This is a genomic window from Chromobacterium sp. INPA-IVC, from assembly GCF_059047085.1.
On the sequence record NZ_JBTNLS010000002.1, the window covers coordinates 502,029 to 519,711 of the forward strand.

At 65.2% G+C, this 17,683-nt stretch carries 13 protein-coding genes; 6 read left to right on the forward strand and 7 right to left on the reverse strand.

Features of this window, described 5'->3' with window-relative positions; genetic code table 11:
- Positions 1 to 382 precede the first annotated feature (382 nt).
- The 5 genes from lpdA to ACX17K_RS05210 all read right to left on the reverse strand — a co-directional run bounded on the left by lpdA (position 383) and on the right by ACX17K_RS05210 (position 8,677).
- On the reverse strand, positions 383 to 2,182 hold the full coding sequence (gene lpdA / locus ACX17K_RS05190) for a dihydrolipoyl dehydrogenase (RefSeq protein WP_424646276.1): 1,800 nt from the start codon (positions 2,180 to 2,182) through the stop codon (positions 383 to 385).
- A 142-nt stretch (positions 2,183 to 2,324) separates the two neighbouring features.
- On the reverse strand, positions 2,325 to 3,995 hold the full coding sequence (aceF, locus tag ACX17K_RS05195) for a dihydrolipoyllysine-residue acetyltransferase (RefSeq protein WP_493773960.1): 1,671 nt from the start codon (positions 3,993 to 3,995) through the stop codon (positions 2,325 to 2,327).
- Between the two features lie 120 nt (positions 3,996 to 4,115).
- The gene (gene aceE / locus ACX17K_RS05200; protein WP_231155339.1) at positions 4,116 to 6,779 is read right to left on the reverse strand and encodes a pyruvate dehydrogenase (acetyl-transferring), homodimeric type; all 2,664 of its coding nucleotides are present in this window, start codon (positions 6,777 to 6,779) and stop codon (positions 4,116 to 4,118) included.
- A 300-nt stretch (positions 6,780 to 7,079) separates the two neighbouring features.
- Entirely contained in the window at positions 7,080 to 8,531 is a 1,452-nt protein-coding gene (locus ACX17K_RS05205) for a M48 family metalloprotease (RefSeq protein WP_493773961.1), read from the reverse strand.
- A complete protein-coding gene (locus ACX17K_RS05210) occupies positions 8,528 to 8,677 on the reverse strand; it encodes a hypothetical protein (RefSeq protein WP_493773962.1) in 150 nt (49 codons plus the stop codon). Before ACX17K_RS05210 ends, ACX17K_RS05205 begins: the two co-directional genes overlap by 4 nt.
- Before the next feature lie 133 nt (positions 8,678 to 8,810).
- On the opposite strand from ACX17K_RS05210, the gene ACX17K_RS05215 reads away from it, so the two are divergent.
- Complete coding sequence (locus ACX17K_RS05215) at positions 8,811 to 9,797, forward strand: DUF2804 domain-containing protein (protein WP_493773963.1); 987 nt, start codon at positions 8,811 to 8,813, stop codon at positions 9,795 to 9,797.
- 40 nt (positions 9,798 to 9,837) lie between these two features.
- On the forward strand, positions 9,838 to 10,593 hold the full coding sequence (locus tag ACX17K_RS05220; RefSeq protein ID WP_493773964.1) for a hypothetical protein: 756 nt from the start codon (positions 9,838 to 9,840) through the stop codon (positions 10,591 to 10,593).
- A 170-nt stretch (positions 10,594 to 10,763) separates the two neighbouring features.
- On the opposite strand, the gene ACX17K_RS05225 is transcribed toward ACX17K_RS05220, so the two are convergent.
- Entirely contained in the window at positions 10,764 to 11,324 is a 561-nt protein-coding gene (locus ACX17K_RS05225; protein WP_347370682.1) for an acetate uptake transporter, read from the reverse strand.
- A gap of 304 nt (positions 11,325 to 11,628) precedes the next feature.
- Here ACX17K_RS05225 and ACX17K_RS05230 point away from each other — a divergent pair, with 304 nt between their 5' ends.
- The 4 genes from ACX17K_RS05230 (at position 11,629) to rlmH (ending at position 13,828) form a co-directional block, all read left to right on the forward strand.
- Entirely contained in the window at positions 11,629 to 12,210 is a 582-nt protein-coding gene (locus tag ACX17K_RS05230; protein ID WP_493773965.1) for a beta-class carbonic anhydrase, read from the forward strand.
- On the forward strand, positions 12,207 to 12,845 hold the full coding sequence (gene nadD / locus ACX17K_RS05235) for a nicotinate-nucleotide adenylyltransferase (protein ID WP_046159027.1): 639 nt from the start codon (positions 12,207 to 12,209) through the stop codon (positions 12,843 to 12,845). Before ACX17K_RS05230 ends, nadD begins: the two co-directional genes overlap by 4 nt.
- A gap of 78 nt (positions 12,846 to 12,923) precedes the next feature.
- Positions 12,924 to 13,292 (forward strand): ribosome silencing factor, encoded by a 369-nt coding sequence (rsfS, locus tag ACX17K_RS05240; protein ID WP_021475654.1) that lies wholly within the window; start codon positions 12,924 to 12,926, stop codon positions 13,290 to 13,292.
- 65 nt (positions 13,293 to 13,357) lie between these two features.
- Positions 13,358 to 13,828: a 23S rRNA (pseudouridine(1915)-N(3))-methyltransferase RlmH gene (gene rlmH, locus ACX17K_RS05245; RefSeq protein WP_231155334.1), complete on the forward strand. Its 471-nt coding sequence runs from the start codon at positions 13,358 to 13,360 to the stop codon at positions 13,826 to 13,828.
- A 101-nt stretch (positions 13,829 to 13,929) separates the two neighbouring features.
- Here rlmH and ACX17K_RS05250 read toward each other — a convergent pair.
- Positions 13,930 to 17,683: calcium-binding protein (locus tag ACX17K_RS05250; RefSeq protein ID WP_493773966.1), on the reverse strand; the 3,754-nt coding region annotated here is incomplete at its 5' end.

The following is a 17,683-nucleotide window of genomic DNA, read 5'->3' on the forward strand; positions in this document are numbered from 1 at the left end:
TTGTTCGACGCGGGGCGACGTTAGCGCCCCGCTAGTTCCGGCGGCTCCTTGGGAATGGCTTCGGAGACGGGGTTTCGCCGCGCTGTTGGGGCGGCCTGGGATTGCCAAGGGGCTGGCCGCACAGCCCCTGGCCCGTTCGCCGGGCGGAACCGGCACCAAAATCAATCGTCCGCGCAGCGGACACAAAGCCTCGACACCACAACCGGTGCATCGCCCCTGCGGGGTGACGCATCCTACCCACGGCGAGACAAACGGCACGCCCGCAATGCGCGGCTTCCGCCCTACGAAATCCATTTACCATACCGCCCGGACAAAACAAAAAGGGCAAGCCCCAAGGCTTGCCCCTTCTCCATCTGTCGGCGGTGAACCCGCCGATCAAACCTTACTTCTTGCGTTGCGGCGGCAGGTCCGTGCAGGTGCCATGCGCCACTTCCGCCGCCATGCCGATGGACTCGCCCATCGTCGGGTGCGGGTGGATGGTCTTGCCGATGTCGGTCGCGTCGCAACCCATCTCGATCGCCAGGCACACCTCGCCGATCATGTCGCCTGCGTGCGGACCCACGATGCCGCCGCCGATGATCTGGTGGCTTTCGGCGTCGAAGATCAGCTTGGTGAAGCCTTCGTCGCGGCCGTTGGCGATGGCGCGGCCGGAGGCGGCCCACGGGAACACGCCCTTCTCGATCTTCAGGCCTTGCTTCTTGGCTTCGTCTTCGGTCACGCCCACCCAAGCCACTTCCGGATCGGTGTAGGCCACGCCCGGAATCACGCGGGCGTCGAAATAGGCCTTCTGGCCGGCGCAGTTTTCCGCCGCCACGTGGCCTTCATGCACGCCCTTGTGCGCCAGCATCGGCTGGCCGACGATGTCGCCGATGGCGAAGATGTGCGGCACATTGGTGCGCTGCTGCTTGTCCACCTGGATGAAGCCGCGGTCGGTCACCGCGATGCCGGCGTTTTCCGCGCCGATCAGCTTGCCGTTAGGCGCGCGGCCGGTCGCGTACAGCACCAGGTCGTAGCGTTGCGCTTCCTTCGGGGCTTGCTCGCCCTCGAAAGTCACCCACACGCCGTCTTCCTTCGGCTCCACGGCCACGGTCTTGGTGTTCAGCATGATGTTGTCGAAACGGTGCGCGTTCCACTTCTGCCATACCTTGACCAGGTCGCGGTCGGCGCCCTGCATCAGGCCATCCAGCATTTCCACCACGTCCAGGCGCGCGCCCAGCGTGGAGTAGACGGTGCCCATTTCCAGGCCGATGATGCCGCCGCCGATGATCAGCATGCGCTTGGCCACGCCCTTCAGCTCCAGCGCGCCGGTGGAGTCCACCACGCGCGGGTCGTTCGGGATGAACGGCAGCTTCACCACGCGGGAACCGGCGGCGATGATGGCGTTCTTGAATTTGACGATCTTTTTCTCGCCGGACTCTTCGCGGCCTTGGCCGGTGGTCACCGAGACTTCGATGTGGTGCGGATCGATGAAGTGGCCGTTGCCGCGCACGATCTCCACCTTGCGCGCCTTGGCCATGCCGCCCAGGCCGCCGGTCAGCTTGGCGATGACCTTTTCCTTGTAGCCGCGCAGCATGTCGATGTCCACTTCCGGCTTGCCGAACTTGATGCCGTTGGCGGCCAGGTGGCTCACTTCGTCGATCACCGCGGCGTTGTGCAGCAGCGCCTTGGACGGGATGCAGCCCACGTTCAGGCACACGCCGCCCAGGGTGGCGTAACGCTCGACGATGACCACTTTCAGGCCCAGGTCGGCCGCGCGGAAGGCGGCGGAGTAACCGCCGGGGCCGCCGCCCAGCACCATCACGTCGCATTCCACGTCGGCGCCGCCGCTATGGGAAGCGGCGACCGGAGCGGCTTGCGGCGCGAAGCCGGCCTGGGTGGTGGCGGAGGCGACGCCGGTGGTTTCCACCGGCTTCGGGGCGGCCGGAGCCGCGGCGGCTGCGCCGGCGGCTTCCAGGATGACGACCACGTCGCCCTCGGACACTTTGCCGCCCACGGCGACGCGCACTTCCTTGACGGTGCCGGCGGCTTCGGCCGGCACTTCCATGGTGGCCTTGTCGGTTTCCAGCGTGATCAGGCTGGCTTCTTTTTCAATCACGTCGCCCGGCTTGACGAACACTTCGATCACGTCCACGTTGTTGTGGCCGCCGATGTCCGGGACTTTCAATTCGATCAGATTGCTCATGGTTTTCCATCCGCAATGTTGGGAGGCCGGCGCAAAGCCGGCCGCCTCGAGTCTGGCTGATTCTGCAGGGTGGAACCTCCCCCCCGCATCCTGCGACAAGAAGGCGGAATGCCCCGGCCAAGCCGAGGCTTCCGCCCCGCCGTTACAGGATCAGACGGCGCACGTCGGTCAGCAGCTTGCCCAGGTGCACGGTGAAGCGCGCGGCGGCCGCGCCGTCGATCACGCGGTGATCGAAGGACAGGCTCAGCGGGCACATCAGGCGCGGCGCGAATTCCTTGCCGTTCCACACCGGCTTGATCTGCGACTTGCAGACGCCGAGGATGGCCACTTCCGGCGCGTTCACGATAGGCGTGAAGCTGGTGCCGCCGATGCCGCCCAGGGACGAGATGGTGAAGGTCGCGCCTTGCATGTCGGTCGGCTTCAGCTTGCCTTCACGGGCCAGCTTGGACAGGTCGGTCAGTTCCTGGGCGATCTGGCGCAGGCCCTTCTTGTCCGCGTCCTTGATCACCGGCACCACCAGGCCGTTAGGCGTGTCGGCGGCGAAGCCGATGTGGTAGTACTGCTTCAGCACCAGGTTGTCGCCGTCCAGCGAGCTGTTGAAGTTCGGGAAGGCCTTCAGCGCTTCGGCGGCGGCCTTGATGATGAAGGCCAGCGGGCTGATCTTCAGGCCGGACTTTTCCCATTCCTTGCCCACGGTCTTGCGGAAGTCTTCCAGCTCGGTGATGTCGCACTCGTCGTTGAACGTGACGTGCGGGATCATCACCCAGTTGCGCGACAGATTGGCGCCGGAAATCTTCTGGATGCGCGACAGCGGCTTGGTTTCGATCGGGCCGAACTTGGCGAAGTCCACCTTCGGCCACGGCAGCAGGTCCAGACCCACACCGGAGCCAGCCGGCGCGGCGGCCGGGGCCAGAATAGCCGGGTTCTGCATCACGTCCTTGACGAAAGCCTTGACGTCGTCTTCGGTGACGCGGCCCTTGCGGCCGTTGCCCTTCACCTTGCCCAGGTCCACGCCCAGCTCGCGCGCCAGACGGCGCACGGACGGACCGGCGTGGGCCTTGGAGAAGGCGATTTCGTCGATGGCGGCGGCCACGGCTGCGGCTACCGGCGCCACGGCCGGAGCGGCTGCAGGCGCGGCGGCTACCGGGGCCGGAGCGGCCGGGGCTGCTGCCGGAGCCGGCGCAGCGGCGGCCGGAGCGGAAGCGGCGACTGCGCCCTCCACCACGACAATCAGGTCGCCTTCGCTGACCTTGTCGCCCACCTTGATCTTCACTTCCACCACGCGGCCGGCGGCGGTGGCCGGCACTTCCATGGTGGCCTTGTCGGTTTCCAGCGTGATCAGGCTGTCGTCGACGGCGATTTCATCGCCCACTTTGACCGTCACTTCGATCACGTCGACGCCGTTATGGCCGCCGATGTCCGGCACGCGGATTTCGCTGCGGCCGGACGCGGCGGACGCGGCGGGCGCTGCCGGCACGGCGGCGGGAGCGGCGGCGACCGGAGCCGGGGCAGCGGCCGGAGCGGCTGCGGGCGCCGGCGCGGCGGCTGCCGGGGCCGGAGCGGACGCGGTAGCGCCCACTTCGATGATGGCGATCACGTCGCCTTCGGAAATCTTGCCGCCCACGACGGCTTTCACTTCCTTGACCACGCCGGCGGCTTCGGCCGGCACTTCCATGGTGGCCTTGTCGGTTTCCAGGGTGATCAGGGAGTCGTCCACGGACACGGTCTGGCCCGGGGCGATGAATACTTCGATGATGTCTACGTTGCTGTGACCGCCGATGTCGGGCACTTTCAGTTCGATCAGATTGCTCATGAGCTTTCCATTCGTAGGGCGGAAGCCCCTCTCGGGGCATTCCGCCGGATATCCGCTACAGATTCGCTTGCCTTGCAAAGACGGAAGGCCCCGGCCTGGGCCGGGGCTTCCATCCTGGAATTACACCTTCCAGCTCGGCAGCTTGTCAGTCTTGATGCCGTACTTGGCGATGGCTTCCGCCACCTTGGCGCCGTCGATCTTGCCGTCGCGGGCCAGAGCGGACAGAGCCGCCAGCGCCACGTGGTAGCGATCCACCTCGAAGAAGGAGCGCAGGTTGGCGCGGCTGTCCGAGCGGCCGAAGCCGTCGGTGCCCAGCACGACGTAGCGGCCCGGCACGTAGGCGCGGATCTGGTCGGCGTAGTTGCGGATGTAGTCGGTCGCGGCGATCACCGGGCCGTTGCGGCCGGCCAGCTGCTGCTCGACGTAGGAGGACTGGGCCTCGGCGGTCGGGTTCAGCAGGTTGTGGCGCTCGGCTTCCATGCCGTCGCGGCGCAGCTGGTTGAAGGAGGTCACGCTCCAGATGTCGGCGCCGATGCCAAAGTCGGCCTTCAGCAGATCGGCCGCGGCCATCACTTCGCGCAGGATGGTGCCGGAGCCCATCAGCTGCACCTTGACCTTGGCGTCGCCGCCGTCCTGCAGCAGGTACATGCCCTTCAGGATGCCCTCTTCCGCACCTGCCGGCATCGCCGGGTGAACGTAGTTTTCGTTCATCAGGGTCAGGTAGTAGAAGACGTCTTCCTGTTCGGCGTACATGCGGCGCATGCCGTCCTGCACGATCACGGCCAGCTCGTAGGCGAAGGTCGGGTCGTAGCTGATGCAGTTCGGGATCAGGCCGGCCTGGATGTGGCTGTGGCCGTCTTCGTGCTGCAGGCCTTCGCCGTTCAGCGTGGTGCGGCCGGCGGTGCCGCCCAGCAGGAAGCCGCGGGCGCGCATGTCGCCGGCAGCCCAGGCCAGGTCGCCGATGCGCTGGAAGCCGAACATCGAGTAGTAGATGTAGAACGGAATCATCGGCTGGCTGCTGTTGGCGTAGCTGGTCGCCGCGGCGATCCAGTCGGCCATCGCGCCCGGCTCGTTGATGCCTTCCTGCAGGATCTGGCCGTCCTTGGATTCCTTGTAGAACATCAGCTGGTCATGGTCCTGCGGCACGTAGTTCTGACCCTGGGTGGACCAGATGCCGTACTGGCGGAACATGCCTTCCATGCCGAAGGTGCGGGACTCGTCCGGCACGATCGGCACCACGCGCTTGCCGACGTTCTTGTCCTTCATGATGGTGCCCAGCATGCGGACGAAGGCCATCGTGGTGGAGAACTCGCGGTCGCCCGACGCTTGCAGCTGCGCGTCGAAGGCGGACAGTTCCGGCACCGCCAGCGGGTGGTTGACCGGATTGCGGGCCGGCAGGTAGCCGCCCAGCGCCGCGCGGCGTTCGCGCATGTACTTCATTTCCGGGCTGTCTTCGGCCGGTAGGTAGTACGGCACGTTCGGCAGGTCGGCGTCGGACACCGGGATGCCGAAGCGGTCGCGGAAGTTGCGCAGGCTGTCCAGGTCCATCTTCTTGGCCTGGTGGGCGATGTTCTTGGCTTCGCCGGACGCGCCCATGCCGTAACCCTTGATGGTCTTGGCCAGGATCACGGTCGGACGGCCGTTGGCGTTGTAGCTGGCCTGGTGGTAGGCCGCGTACACCTTGTGCGGATCATGGCCGCCGCGATTGAGATTCCAGATCTCTTCGTCGGACATGTTGGCCACCATTTCGCGCAGCTCCGGGTACTTGCCGAAGAAATGCTCGCGAACGTAGCCGCCGTCCTTGGACTTGAAGGTCTGGTAGTCGCCATCCACGCACTCGTCCATGCGCTTCTTCAGCAAGCCCTTGGTGTCCATGGCCAGCAGCGGGTCCCAACGGGAGCCCCAGATGACTTTCAGCACGTTCCAGCCGGAACCGCGGAAGTCGCCTTCCAGTTCCTGGATGATCTTGCCGTTGCCGCGCACCGGACCGTCCAGGCGCTGCAGGTTGCAGTTGATCACGAACACCAGGTTGTCCAGGCCTTCGCGGGCGGCCATGGCGATGGCGCCCAGCGATTCCGGCTCGTCCATCTCGCCGTCGCCGCAGAAGCACCACACCTTGCGGCCCATGGTCTTGGCCAGGCCGCGGCTTTCCAGGTACTTCAGGAAGCGGGCTTGGTAGATGGCCATCAGCGGGCCCAGGCCCATCGATACGGTCGGGAACTGCCAGAAGTCCTTCATCAGCCACGGGTGCGGATAGGAGGACAGGCCTTGGCCGTCCACTTCCTGGCGGAAGTTGTCCATCTGGTCGGCCGACAGGCGGCCTTCCATGAAGGCGCGGGAATACACGCCCGGGGCGATGTGGCCCTGGAAGTAGATCAGGTCGCCGTCCTGGTTTTCATTCTGGGCGCGCCAGAAATGGTTGAAACCGACGTCGTACAGCGTGGCGGAGGACTGGAAGGACGCGATGTGGCCGCCCAGCTCCAGATCCTTCTTGCCGGCGCGCAGCACCATGGCCGCGGCGTTCCAGCGGTTGATCGAGCGGATGCGGTGCTCCATCTCGTGGTTGCCCGGCGACTTGGCTTCTTTGCCGACGGGGATGGTGTTCTGGTACGCGGTGGTGGCATCGAACGGCAGGTGGGCGCCGCGGCGGCGGGTGCGCTCGACCATGGTCTCCAGCAGGAAGTGCGCGCGTTCTGCGCCTTCGTTGTCCAGCACCGATTCCAGCGCTTCAGTCCACTCCTGGGTTTCCAACGGATCGATATCGTCAGGGAAAGTTGCAGCCATCTCTGGTCCTCACAGCGGGTGACTTCGGGGACCGAGTCTCGAACCGGCCGGCCCCGCGTTTATGCTATCGGCTCGGAAGCGAGCCAATGATTTGATTTGCGATTATAAACGAACAGTTTCGCAAATAAAAATGTTCATTTTCGAATGAGCATCGTGCGACCACGCCAGTGTACGACTGGATGGATTCGCAAAGGAATAGCCGTCGACGGCTAAGACAGCTGGAAGTCGCGAAAAAAACAGATGTTGCGCCGCATCATGTTGTTTTTTTGCGATAAACAACGCGTTCCTGAAACAATTGTTTCAATTCCGCGCAGCCTTGCGTTCCTCCTTGGCCAGCCTTTCCACCTCGCGCAGACGGGCTTCCAGCATGGATCGCAGATAGAAGTCGTCGCCCTTGGCCTTGCCGGCCAGCTGGTACTGCTCCAGCGCCGCGCCGTAGCGTTGTTCGTAATAGAACGCATTGCCCAGCGCGGCATGGTAGCGCAGCGGGTCCTTGTCGGCGTACAGCTTGGCCTCGCGCCGATACAGCGCCGGATCGTCGCGCCGGTTGTCCAGCAGCTGGCGCAGCTGCGCCTGGGCGGCCTTGCGGTCGCCGCCGTCCAGCGCCACATCCAGCTGGGCCAGCTGCAGCGACTCGCTGCGCGGGAAGACCGACAGGCCGTCCCTGGCCGCGCGGGCGGCGGCGGCCCAGTCGCGGCCGTCGCGGGCGATCTCTACCTCCAGCCCGTACAGCATCGGGTTGTCCGGCAGCTTGGCGCGCGCCTTGGCCAGGGCCTCGCTGGCGCCGGCGCGATCATGCTGCATCAGTTTGGCCAGAGCCAGACCGTACCAATTAGCGCCCTCGCTGAGGAACAGCCCGCGCTGCAGCGCGCTGTTGTAATGGGAAACCGCCTCTTCCGGCGACAGGGTGAGGACGCGCAGCTTCTCGCGCACCAGCAAGTAGTCGATGCTGTCGGCGCGCATCCGCACCGGGTAGTCCAGCGCGCGGTTCTGCGCCTCGCTGATCCGCTCCAGCGTCACCGGGTGGGTGCGCAAGAAAGCGTAGGCGGTGTTGTCGCTATAGCGGCTGGCCTGCTCCAACCGCTGGAAAAAGGACGCCATATAGCGCACGTCGAAGCCGGCGGCGCCCATGTATTGCATGCCGACGCGGTCCGCCTCGCGCTCGAAATCGCGCGAGAACGCCAGCTGGCGGGAAATGGACAGGCCCATGCCGGCCGACACCGCGCCCATCGCGCCCTCGCCGCTGCCGGCCTTGGCCGCCAACGCGGCGGCGACGATGGTGCCCAGCAGCAGCAAGGGACTGGTGGCGCTGTTGGCCGCCTGCATCCGCGCGATGTGGCGCTGGGCGACGTGGGCGGTCTCGTGGCCGAGCACGGCAGCCAGCTCGCCCTCGCTCTGGGTGGCCAGCAGCAGGCCGATGTTGACGCCGACGTAGCCGCCGGGCATGGCGAAGGCGTTGATGCCGGGATCCGCGACGCAGAAATAGGTGAAATGAACGCCGGGCACGCCGGCGGCCGCGGCCAGCCGGCCGCCGATGCCGTTCAGATAGGCGTTGACCTCGGGGTCGTCCACCACGTCGCCGGCTTCCCGCATCGCGCGCAGCGCGTCGCGGCCGATGCGCGACTCGTCGGACAATGACAGCGAGGCGTCGGAAATCTCGCCCAAGTCGGGCAGATCGGCGCGGACGGCCAGCGGCTGGGCCAGCATGGAGGCCAGCAGCGCGCGCAGCAGGCTTTTCTTCGCGAAGCTCATGGCAGCCGCGAACGGATCAAGCCGGCATCGGCAAAGCCGCGCGCAATGTTGAACAATTGCACCAATTCGCCATGACGAAAGGGTTCATCCAGGCTTGCCGCGCGGGGCGGCTTCTGCAACACGAACAGCAGGCGGCTTTTCATCATAGGGCTTATGATAGCCGCGAACGATGCGAAATGGCATGCGCGCAATTGTGCGCAATGTTAAACAATTGTAGCGCGCAGCCATGACAGCCGGATTCCGCTAGACTCGATCGCATTCCCCCACCGGTGCCCCGCCATGCCCACACTGCCCTCCGCCCCGATCCGCCTCACCGCTCCGGATGGCCGCGCAGCCTTCGGCGTTTACCAGGGCATCGTGCCCGAGCTGAGCTGGCGGACCTTGGCGCTGACGCCGCTGCAGCGCTTGTCCCGCAAGCTGCACCACAAGCGCTGGCAATACGCGGCCCTCGCCCACGATGATTTCCTGATCGCCGCCGCAGTGGTGGACGTGGGCTGGAACGGCACCGCCTTCGCCTACCTGTTCGACCGCAAGCGAGGCGAAGTGATGGCCGCCGCCAACGCCAACGGCCTGCCCGGCATCGGCGTGAGCATGGCCGACCGCGCCTTCGGCGACGCCCGCTTCCGCCTCCCCGGCAAGCGCTTCGCCTTCGAGCGCGCCGGCGACGTTCTGCGCCTGAGCGTGGCCAGCCGCGAACTGAGCCTGGACGCCGAGATCGACCTCTCCGCGATGCCGCCGGTGCTGGCGGTGGTGGCGCCGGCCAATTACCTGGCCCACAGCACCCACAAGAGCGGCGGCCTGCCCGTGCGCGGCGAAGCGCGCTGCGCGGCCGGGCGCTACGACCTGGCCGCCGCGACCGCCTCGCTCGACTACTCCAACGGCCTGCTGGCCCGCGAAACGCGCTGGCGCTGGGCCAGCGCCCACGGCGCCGGCATCGGCTTCAATCTGCAGCAGGGCTATATGGGCAACGAGGAAAACGCGGTATGGCTGGACGGCCGGCTGTGGCGCGTCGGCGCGGCGACATTCGACTACCAAGCGGAAAACCCGCTGGCGCCATGGCGCATCCGCAGCGACGACGGTATGGTGGATCTGACCTTCACGCCGGAAGGCGCGCGGCGCGAGGACAAGAACCTGATCATCGCCGCCAGCCGCTATGTGCAGCCGGTGGGCCGCTTCGACGGAGAACTGATCGACCCCGACAGCGGAACGCGCCACGCGGTGCGCGCGCTGGCCGGCGTCACCGAGGACCATGTCTCGCGCTGGTAGGATTGCGCTGCTCACCCAAGACTTTGAACAGGCTATCAAGATGCTGCTGTTGAAATTGCTGCTGGTGCCGGCGCTGATCTGGCTGATCAGCGCCGCCGCCAGAAAATGGGGGCCGGGCGTGGCCGGCGCGCTGGCCGGCTTTCCGGTGATCACCGGATCGATCCTGCTGATACTGACGCTGGAGCAAGGGCCGGACTTCGCCCGCCAGGCGGCGCTCGCTTCGGCGATGGGCGCCGCCGCCAACGTGGTGTTCGGCATCGCCTACAGCTGGTCGGCGTTGCGCTGGCGCTGGCCGCTGTGCCTGCCGCTGGGCGTGGTCGGCTACGCGCTCGCCGTCGTCGCCAGCCAGGCCGCGGCGCTGCCGCCGTGGGCCGCGGCGATGCTGGGCCTGGCCTTCCTGCCCTTGGCCGGCTTCCTGTTTCCCGCTCCGCCCGCCACGGCGAACACTCTTCCCCGCGAAGCCGGCATGGCGCCGCGGATGGCAGCCGGCGCGCTGCTGGTGCTGATCATCACCAGCCTGTCGCAACGGCTGGGCCCATCGCTCAGCGGCGTGCTGGCGGTGTTTCCGGTGCTGGCCAGCGTGCTGGGCGTCTTCACCCACGCCAGCGCCGGCCCCGCCGCCGCCATCCGCCTGCTGCGCGGCATGGTGCGCGGCTTCTACGCCTTCATCGCCTTCTGCCTGGCGCTGGCCAGCGCGCTGGACGCGCTGCGGCCGGCCTCCGCCTTCCTGCTGGCGCTGAGCCTGGCGGTGCTGGTGCAACTGGCGGTAATGTGGTTGGGGCGGCATCGCCACTGAGAGCGGCTAACAAAACCCCTGATGCTGCGTTGCGCCGACTTGCCGTACTGCTTGTACTGTCTGCGTCGGCGCGCCTTGCCTCAGCCGTAAAACTGAATTTTGTTAGCCACTCTAAACCGGCAATGAAAAACGCCCCATACGGGGCGTCGGAATGCGGAACCGGATCGCGCTCAGCGCGCGCCCACCGGCCACACGGTGCGGCCGTATTGCTCGTTCAGCACGGTGGCCATCGCCAGATAGATGGCGCTGGCGCCGCAGACGATGCCCTCGAAGCCGGCGATCATGCCGATCACGGCATTGCCGGTGAAGTCGCGCGCCGCCAGCAGGAAGAACAGCACGGTCAGCGAAGCGAACACGAACTGCTTGACCCGCGGGTAGTTGACGGTGCCCGCCAGCATGAACAGCGTGAACACGCCCCACATCAGCAGGTACCAACCCATATAGCCTTCCGGCGTCGGATCGGCCAGGCCGGTCTTGGGCAGCACGATCAGCAGCACCAGGCTCAGCCAGAACAGGCCGTAGGACAGGAAGGCGGTGACGCCGAAGGTGTTGCCGCGGCGAAATTCCATGATGCCGGCGATAATCTGCGCCAGGCCGCCGTAACACAGGCCCATCGCCAGAATCATCGCGCTGATCGGATAGAAGCCGGCGTTGTGGATATTGAGAAGAATGGTGGTCATGCCGAAGCCCATCAGGCCCAGCGGGGCCGGGTTGGCCAGTTTTTCGTTCACGAAACGCTCCAGAATAAGCAAGCAGTAATATTTAAGGAGGCGCGATTCTAGGCAAGCCGGACCACCACGGCAAGGAGATTCGTCAAACTCTGTATAATTAGCATAAGGACCGATTTCGCTTGCAATCCTGCTCCAGCGCCCCCATCTGTACAGACCGCTTCGGCCGCGAATTTCTGTCATGATCCCGCCGACTGGTGGTAGCATGCCGCCCGGACTAGAGCAAAACATCCAGAGCGCATTCACCTGTGCGCCCGCCGGACGCACAGGTGAATCCGTCCCGATATCCGCATAGGAAACCGCACCCATGGACCGACTGAATACCCTGCTCGAACACAACCGCGCCTTCGTGGAAAACCGCGAGTACGAGCAATACAAGACCGACAAGTTTCCCGGCAAGGGCCTGGCCATCCTGGCCTGCATGGACGCCCGGCTGGTGGAGCTGCTGCCCAAAGCGATGGGTCTGAAGAACGGCGACGCCAAGCTGATCAAGAACGCCGGCGCGCTGATCACCCACCCCTGGGGCTCGGTGATGCGCAGCCTGATCATGGCGGTGTACGAGCTGCGCGCCGACGAGATCTGCGTGGTCGCCCACCGCGACTGCGGCATGCGCGCGGTCGATCCGCAGCGCGTGCTTGACCACGCGATGGAACGCGGCGTGTCGGAAGACACCATCGCCACCCTGCGCGCGGCCGGCATCGATCTGGACGGCTGGCTGAAGGGCTTCGACAACGTGTCCGACAGCGTGCGCCACACCGTGCAGACCATCCGCAACCATCCGCTGATGCCCAAGGACGTGCCAGTGCACGGCATGGTGATCCACCCGTCCACCGGCCGACTGGAAATGGTGATCAACGGCTACGGCGACGAGGAAGCGCCTGCCGAATGAACGCCCGCGTCGGCGTGTTCGGCGGCACTTTCGATCCCGTCCACCACGCCCACCTGCGCATGGCGCGCGCCTTCGCCGACGAACTGGCGCTCGACGAAGTCAGGCTGATTCCCGCCGGCCAGCCCTACCATAGACAGGAAGGGCCGCGCGCCAGCGCCGCGCAACGCCTGGACATGGTAAAGCTGGCCATCGCCGCCGACGCCAGGCTGACGGTGGACGAGCGCGAAATCCGCCGCCATCGTCCCGCCTACACCGTGGACACGCTGCGCGAACTGCGCGCCGAGCTGGGCGCAGCCGCCGAACTGTGGTTTCTGGTCGGCGGCGACTCGCTGGCGGCGCTGTCCTCCTGGAAGGATTGGCGCGAGCTGTTCCGCCTCGCCAACCTCGCCGTCGCGATGCGGCCCGGCTTCGATCCGGCCGCCCTCCCCCCCGAAGTCCGCCAAGAGTGGCAGGCCCGCCAAGTATCTGATTTTTCAAATCGAACGGCTTCCGGTACAATCCGCCCCCTGGCCCTCCCGCCGCTCGATCTGTCCGCCACCCGCCTGAGGGCCCAGCTGGCCGCCGACGAGCCGGTGGAAGGTCTGATCGATCCCGCCGTGCTGGCCTATATCCGCCGGCAGCGGCTATACCGGTAGGGCACCGCCCTACCCGCTCTTTTTGGTACCTCTTGCCGGCGCCTGTGCCTGCTATGTACCGGCACAGGAAAAGGAATCATGGAAATTCAAGAAATCAGCAAACTGGCCGTAGAGGCTCTGGAAGACGTCAAGGGCAAGGACATCATCGAACTGGATACCAGCGAGCTCACCTCGCTGTTCCAACGCATGATCGTCGCCACCGGCGACTCCAACCGCCAAGTGAAGGCGCTGGCCAACAGCGTGCAGGTGAAACTGAAGGAAGCCGGCGTGGACATCGTCGGCAGCGAAGGCCACGAAAGCGGCGAATGGGTGCTGGTGGACGCCGGCGACGTGGTGGTGCATGTGATGCTGCCCGCCGTGCGCGACTACTACGACATCGAGGCGCTGTGGGGCGGCCAGAAACCGAGCTTCGCGCTGGGCGCCGCCAAGCCGTGGTCGGCGGTATAAACTGACCGAACAAGGGCGGGTTCTTCCCGCCCTTTCTTTTTTCCCCTCCGCACAAGCCCTTCCCGATGAAAATCACCATACTCGCCGTCGGCACCAAAATGCCGCGCTGGGTCGACGAGGCCTATACCGATTACGCCAAGCGCTTCGGCCGCGACATCACGCTGGAACTGAAAGAGATCAAGCCGGAGAAGCGCGGCGGCGGCGTCACCGCCGAGAAGGGCATCGCCGCCGAGCACGAGCGGCTGATCGCCGCCATCCCGCCGCGCGCGCGGCTGGTGGTGATGGACGAGCGCGGCAAGAACTGGACCTCGGTCAAGCTGGCAGAGGGATTGAAGGAATGGATGGCCGGCGGCGACGACGTGGTCTTCATCATCGGCGGCGCCGACGGCCTGTCGCAAGAGCTGAAGCAGCGCGCCGATGTGCTGCTGCAATTGTCGGCGATGACATTGCCGCACGGCATGGTGCGGGTGATGCTGGCCGAACAGATCTACCGCGCCTACTCCATCCTCAACAACCACCCTTATCATCGCGAATAGCGCGCCCTCGCTCGACCATGAAAACAGCCCCGCGGCCTGAGCCGACGGGGCTGTCGTTTTTTGCGGCCCTGCCGCGCGCAAGGCGCGGCGGGGCTAAGCGCTTACTTCCAGCTGGATGCCATCACCGGCTGCAACGCCGCCTGGTAATCGGCCGGCAGGGTCATCTGCCCCGCCGCCGGCGGGTTGAACGCCGCCATCGCCGTCACCAGCGCCTGCACCTGCGAAGCCGCCAGCGCCTTGCCGTCGCCGGAGCGGATGGTTTCCAGCTGGTTGGCGGCATTGCCGAACCAGTTTTCCACCACCACCTTGTCGCCGCCGCCGATCACGCTGACCTCCAGGCTGTTGTTCTGCTTGCGGAACCACAGCTGGTCGGCGTTGACGCCCGGGTCGAATTCCAGCGCGTCCTGCCCGCCGGAATCCTGCACCAGATCCGCGCCGTCGCCGCGGCCGAAACGGTAGGTATCGTTGCCGTTACCACCATTCAGCGTATCGTTGCCGATGCCGCCGCGCAGCGTGTCGTTGCCTTCCTCGCCGAACAGGCCGTCGTCGCCCGCTCCGCCTTCGATCAGGTCGTTGCCGGCCCCGCCGTACAGCGAGTCGTTGCCGCCGTTGCCCTGAATCCAATCGTCGAAATTGCCGCCGCGCAGCGTATCGCCCAGCTCGGTGCCCACTAGCGGCAACTCCCGCACCATCAGCTGGTCGGCCGTCCACTTCACGCCGCTGGCGAAAGTGATCTGCTCGATCCAGTACAGCTTGTCGACGAACCAGTTCTGCACCGTCACACTGTCCTGGCCATTGATGTGGCGGAACACCATATCGTTGCCACTGCGCAGCACCTGGATGTCGCTTTCCTTGATACCGGTACCGAATCGAATCTCATCACGGAATCCATCGCCATCACTCAACATGAGAGCCTTATCCAGAATGACATCCTGTCCATCGCCCAGATTGAACAGATACAGGTCTTGCGCCTGACTGCCGGTCAGCGTGTCGTTGCCGGCGCCGCCTTCCAGGGTATTTTTATAGCCATACCAGGCTGCGGTCAGCACATCGTTGCCCGCGCCGCCCCGCAAGGTATCGCCTTCGATACGGAAATTACCGCCATCACCGCCGATCAGCGTGTCGTCGCCGTCGCCGCCTTCCAGCAGGTCCGCGCCGTTGCCGCCGTTCAGCAGATCGTTGCCGATGCCGCCCTGCAGCGTATCCTGGCCTTCCCCGCCATACAGCTTGTCGTTGCCCTCTCCGCCTTGCAGCAGATCGTTGCCGTAGCCGCCATCCAATGTGTCGTCGCCGGCTTCGCCCTGCAGCGTATCGTCGCCATATTCGCCAAACAACTGATCATCGCCGATGCCCCCATTGAGGGTGTCGTTGTCGCCATCGCCCTTCAGCACATCGTTACCAGCACCGCCCAGTATCCAGTCACGGACATTGCCGCCTTGCAGCGTGTCAGCCAGCTCGGTGCCCACTAGTGGCAACTCCCGCATCATCAGGTCTTCCGCCGTCCACTTCACGCCACTGGCGAAAGTGATCTGCTCGATCCAGTACAGCTTGTCGACGAACCAGTTTTGCACCGTCACACTGTCCTGGCCATTGATGTGGCGGAACACCATATCGTTGCCACTGCGCAGCACCTGGATGTCGCTTTCCTTGATACCGGTACCGAATCGAATCTCATCACGGAATCCATCGCCATCACTCAACATGAGAGCCTTATCCAGAATGACATCCTGTCCATCGCCCAGATTGAACAGATACAGGTCTTGCGCCTGACTGCCGGTCAGCGTGTCGTTGCCGGCGCCGCCTTCCAGGGTATTTTTATAGCCATACCAGGCTGCGGTCAGCACATCGTTGCCCGCGCCGCCCCGCAAGGTATCGCCTTCGATACGGAAATTACCGCCATCACCGCCGATCAGCGTGTCGTCGCCGTCGCCGCCTTCCAGCAGGTCCGCGCCGTTGCCGCCGTTCAGCAGATCATTGCCGATGCCGCCCTGCAGCGTATCCTGGCCTTCCCCGCCATACAGCTTGTCGTTGCCCTCTCCGCCTTGCAGCAGATCGTTGCCGTAGCCGCCATCCAATGTGTCGTCGCCGGCTTCGCCCTGCAGCGTATCGTCGCCATATTCGCCAAACAACTGATCATCGCCGATGCCCCCATTGAGGGTGTCGTTGTCGCCATCGCCCTTCAGCACATCGTTACCAGCACCGCCCAGTATCCAGTCACGGACATTGCCGCCTTGCAGCGTGTCAGCCAGCTCGGTGCCCACTAGTGGCAACTCCCGCATCATCAGGTCTTCCGCCGTCCACTTCACGCCACTGGCGAAAGTGATCTGCTCGATCCAGTACAGCTTGTCGACGAACCAGTTCTGCACCGTCACACTGTCCTGGCCATTGATGTGGCGGAACACCATATCGTTGCCACTGCGCAGCACCTGGATGTCGCTTTCCTTGATACCGGTACCGAATCGAATCTCATCACGGAATCCATCGCCATCACTCAACATGAGAGCCTTATCCAGAATGACATCCTGTCCATCGCCCAGATTGAACAGATACAGGTCTTGCGCCTGACTGCCAGTCAGCGTGTCGTTGCCGGCGCCGCCTTCCAGGGTATTTTTATAGCCATACCAGGCTGCGGTCAGCACATCGTTGCCCGCGCCGCCCCGCAAGGTATCGCCTTCGATACGGAAATTACCACCATCACCGCCGATCAGCGTGTCGTCGCCGTCGCCGCCTTCCAGCAGGTCCGCGCCGTTGCCGCCGTTCAGCAGATCGTTGCCGACGCCGCCACGCAGCGTGTCGTTGCCGTCTTCGCCGAACAGGCCGTCGTCGCCCGCTCCGCCTTCGATCAGGTCGTTGCCGGCCCCGCCGTACAGCGAGTCGTTGCCGCCGTTGCCCTGAATCCAATCGTCGAAATTGCCGCCGCGCAGCGTATCGCCCAGCTCAGTGCCCACCAGCGGCACGCCTTGCTTCATCAGTTGGTCGGCCGTCCACTTCACGCCGCTGGCGAAGGTGATCTGCTCGATCCAGTACAGCTTGTCGACGAACCAGTTCTGCACCGTCACGCTGTCCCGGCCGTTGACGTGGCGGAACACCATGTCGTTGCCGCTGCGAACCACCTGGATGTCGCCTTCCTTGATGTCGGCGCCGAAACGCAGCTCATCGCGGTACGTATCGGCATCGCTGATGGTGTAGGCCTTGTCCAGAATCACGTCCTGGCCGTCGCCCAGATTGAACAGGTATAGGTCCTGGGCATGGCTGCCGGTCAGCGTGTCGTTGCCGACGCCGCCTTCCAGCGTGTTGCCATAACCGTTCCACGCCGCGGTCAGCACATCGTTGCCGGCGCCGCCGCGCAGCGTGTCGCCTTCCAGCCGGTAAGATCCGCCATCGCCGCCAATCAGCGTGTCGTCGCCGTCGCCGCCTTCCAGCAGGTCCGCGCCGTTGCCGCCGTTCAGCAGATCGTTGCCGATGCCGCCCTTCAGCGTGTCGTTGCCGTCTTCGCCGAACAGGCCGTCGTCGCCCGCTCCGCCTTCGATCAGGTCGTTGCCGGCCCCGCCGTACAGCGAGTCGTTGCCGCCGTTGCCCAGCATCCAGTCGTCGACGTTGCCGCCGCGCAGCGTGTCGCCCAGCTCGGTGCCCACCAGCGGCACGCCTTGCTTCATCAGTTGGTCGGCCGTCCACTTCACGCCGCTGGCGAAGGTGATCTGCTCGATCCAGTACAGCTTGTCGACGAACCAGTTCTGCACCGTCACGCTGTCCCGGCCGTTGACGTGGCGGAACACCATGTCGTTGCCGCTGCGAACCACCTGGATGTCGCCTTCCTTGATGTCGGCGCCGAAACGCAGCTCATCGCGGCGTACG

Coding starts and splice junctions, on each gene's coding strand:
- lpdA (WP_424646276.1), bottom strand. CDS start 2,182: ATGAGCAATCTGATCGAATTGAAAGTCCCGGACATCGGCGGCCACAAC.
- aceF (WP_493773960.1), bottom strand. CDS start 3,995: ATGAGCAATCTGATCGAACTGAAAGTGCCCGACATCGGCGGTCACAGC.
- aceE (WP_231155339.1), bottom strand. CDS start 6,779: ATGGCTGCAACTTTCCCTGACGATATCGATCCGTTGGAAACCCAGGAG.
- ACX17K_RS05205 (WP_493773961.1), bottom strand. CDS start 8,531: ATGAGCTTCGCGAAGAAAAGCCTGCTGCGCGCGCTGCTGGCCTCCATG.
- ACX17K_RS05210 (WP_493773962.1), bottom strand. CDS start 8,677: ATGATGAAAAGCCGCCTGCTGTTCGTGTTGCAGAAGCCGCCCCGCGCG.
- ACX17K_RS05215 (WP_493773963.1), top strand. CDS start 8,811: ATGCCCACACTGCCCTCCGCCCCGATCCGCCTCACCGCTCCGGATGGC.
- ACX17K_RS05220 (WP_493773964.1), top strand. CDS start 9,838: ATGCTGCTGTTGAAATTGCTGCTGGTGCCGGCGCTGATCTGGCTGATC.
- ACX17K_RS05230 (WP_493773965.1), top strand. CDS start 11,629: ATGGACCGACTGAATACCCTGCTCGAACACAACCGCGCCTTCGTGGAA.
- nadD (WP_046159027.1), top strand. CDS start 12,207: ATGAACGCCCGCGTCGGCGTGTTCGGCGGCACTTTCGATCCCGTCCAC.
- rsfS (WP_021475654.1), top strand. CDS start 12,924: ATGGAAATTCAAGAAATCAGCAAACTGGCCGTAGAGGCTCTGGAAGAC.
- rlmH (WP_231155334.1), top strand. CDS start 13,358: ATGAAAATCACCATACTCGCCGTCGGCACCAAAATGCCGCGCTGGGTC.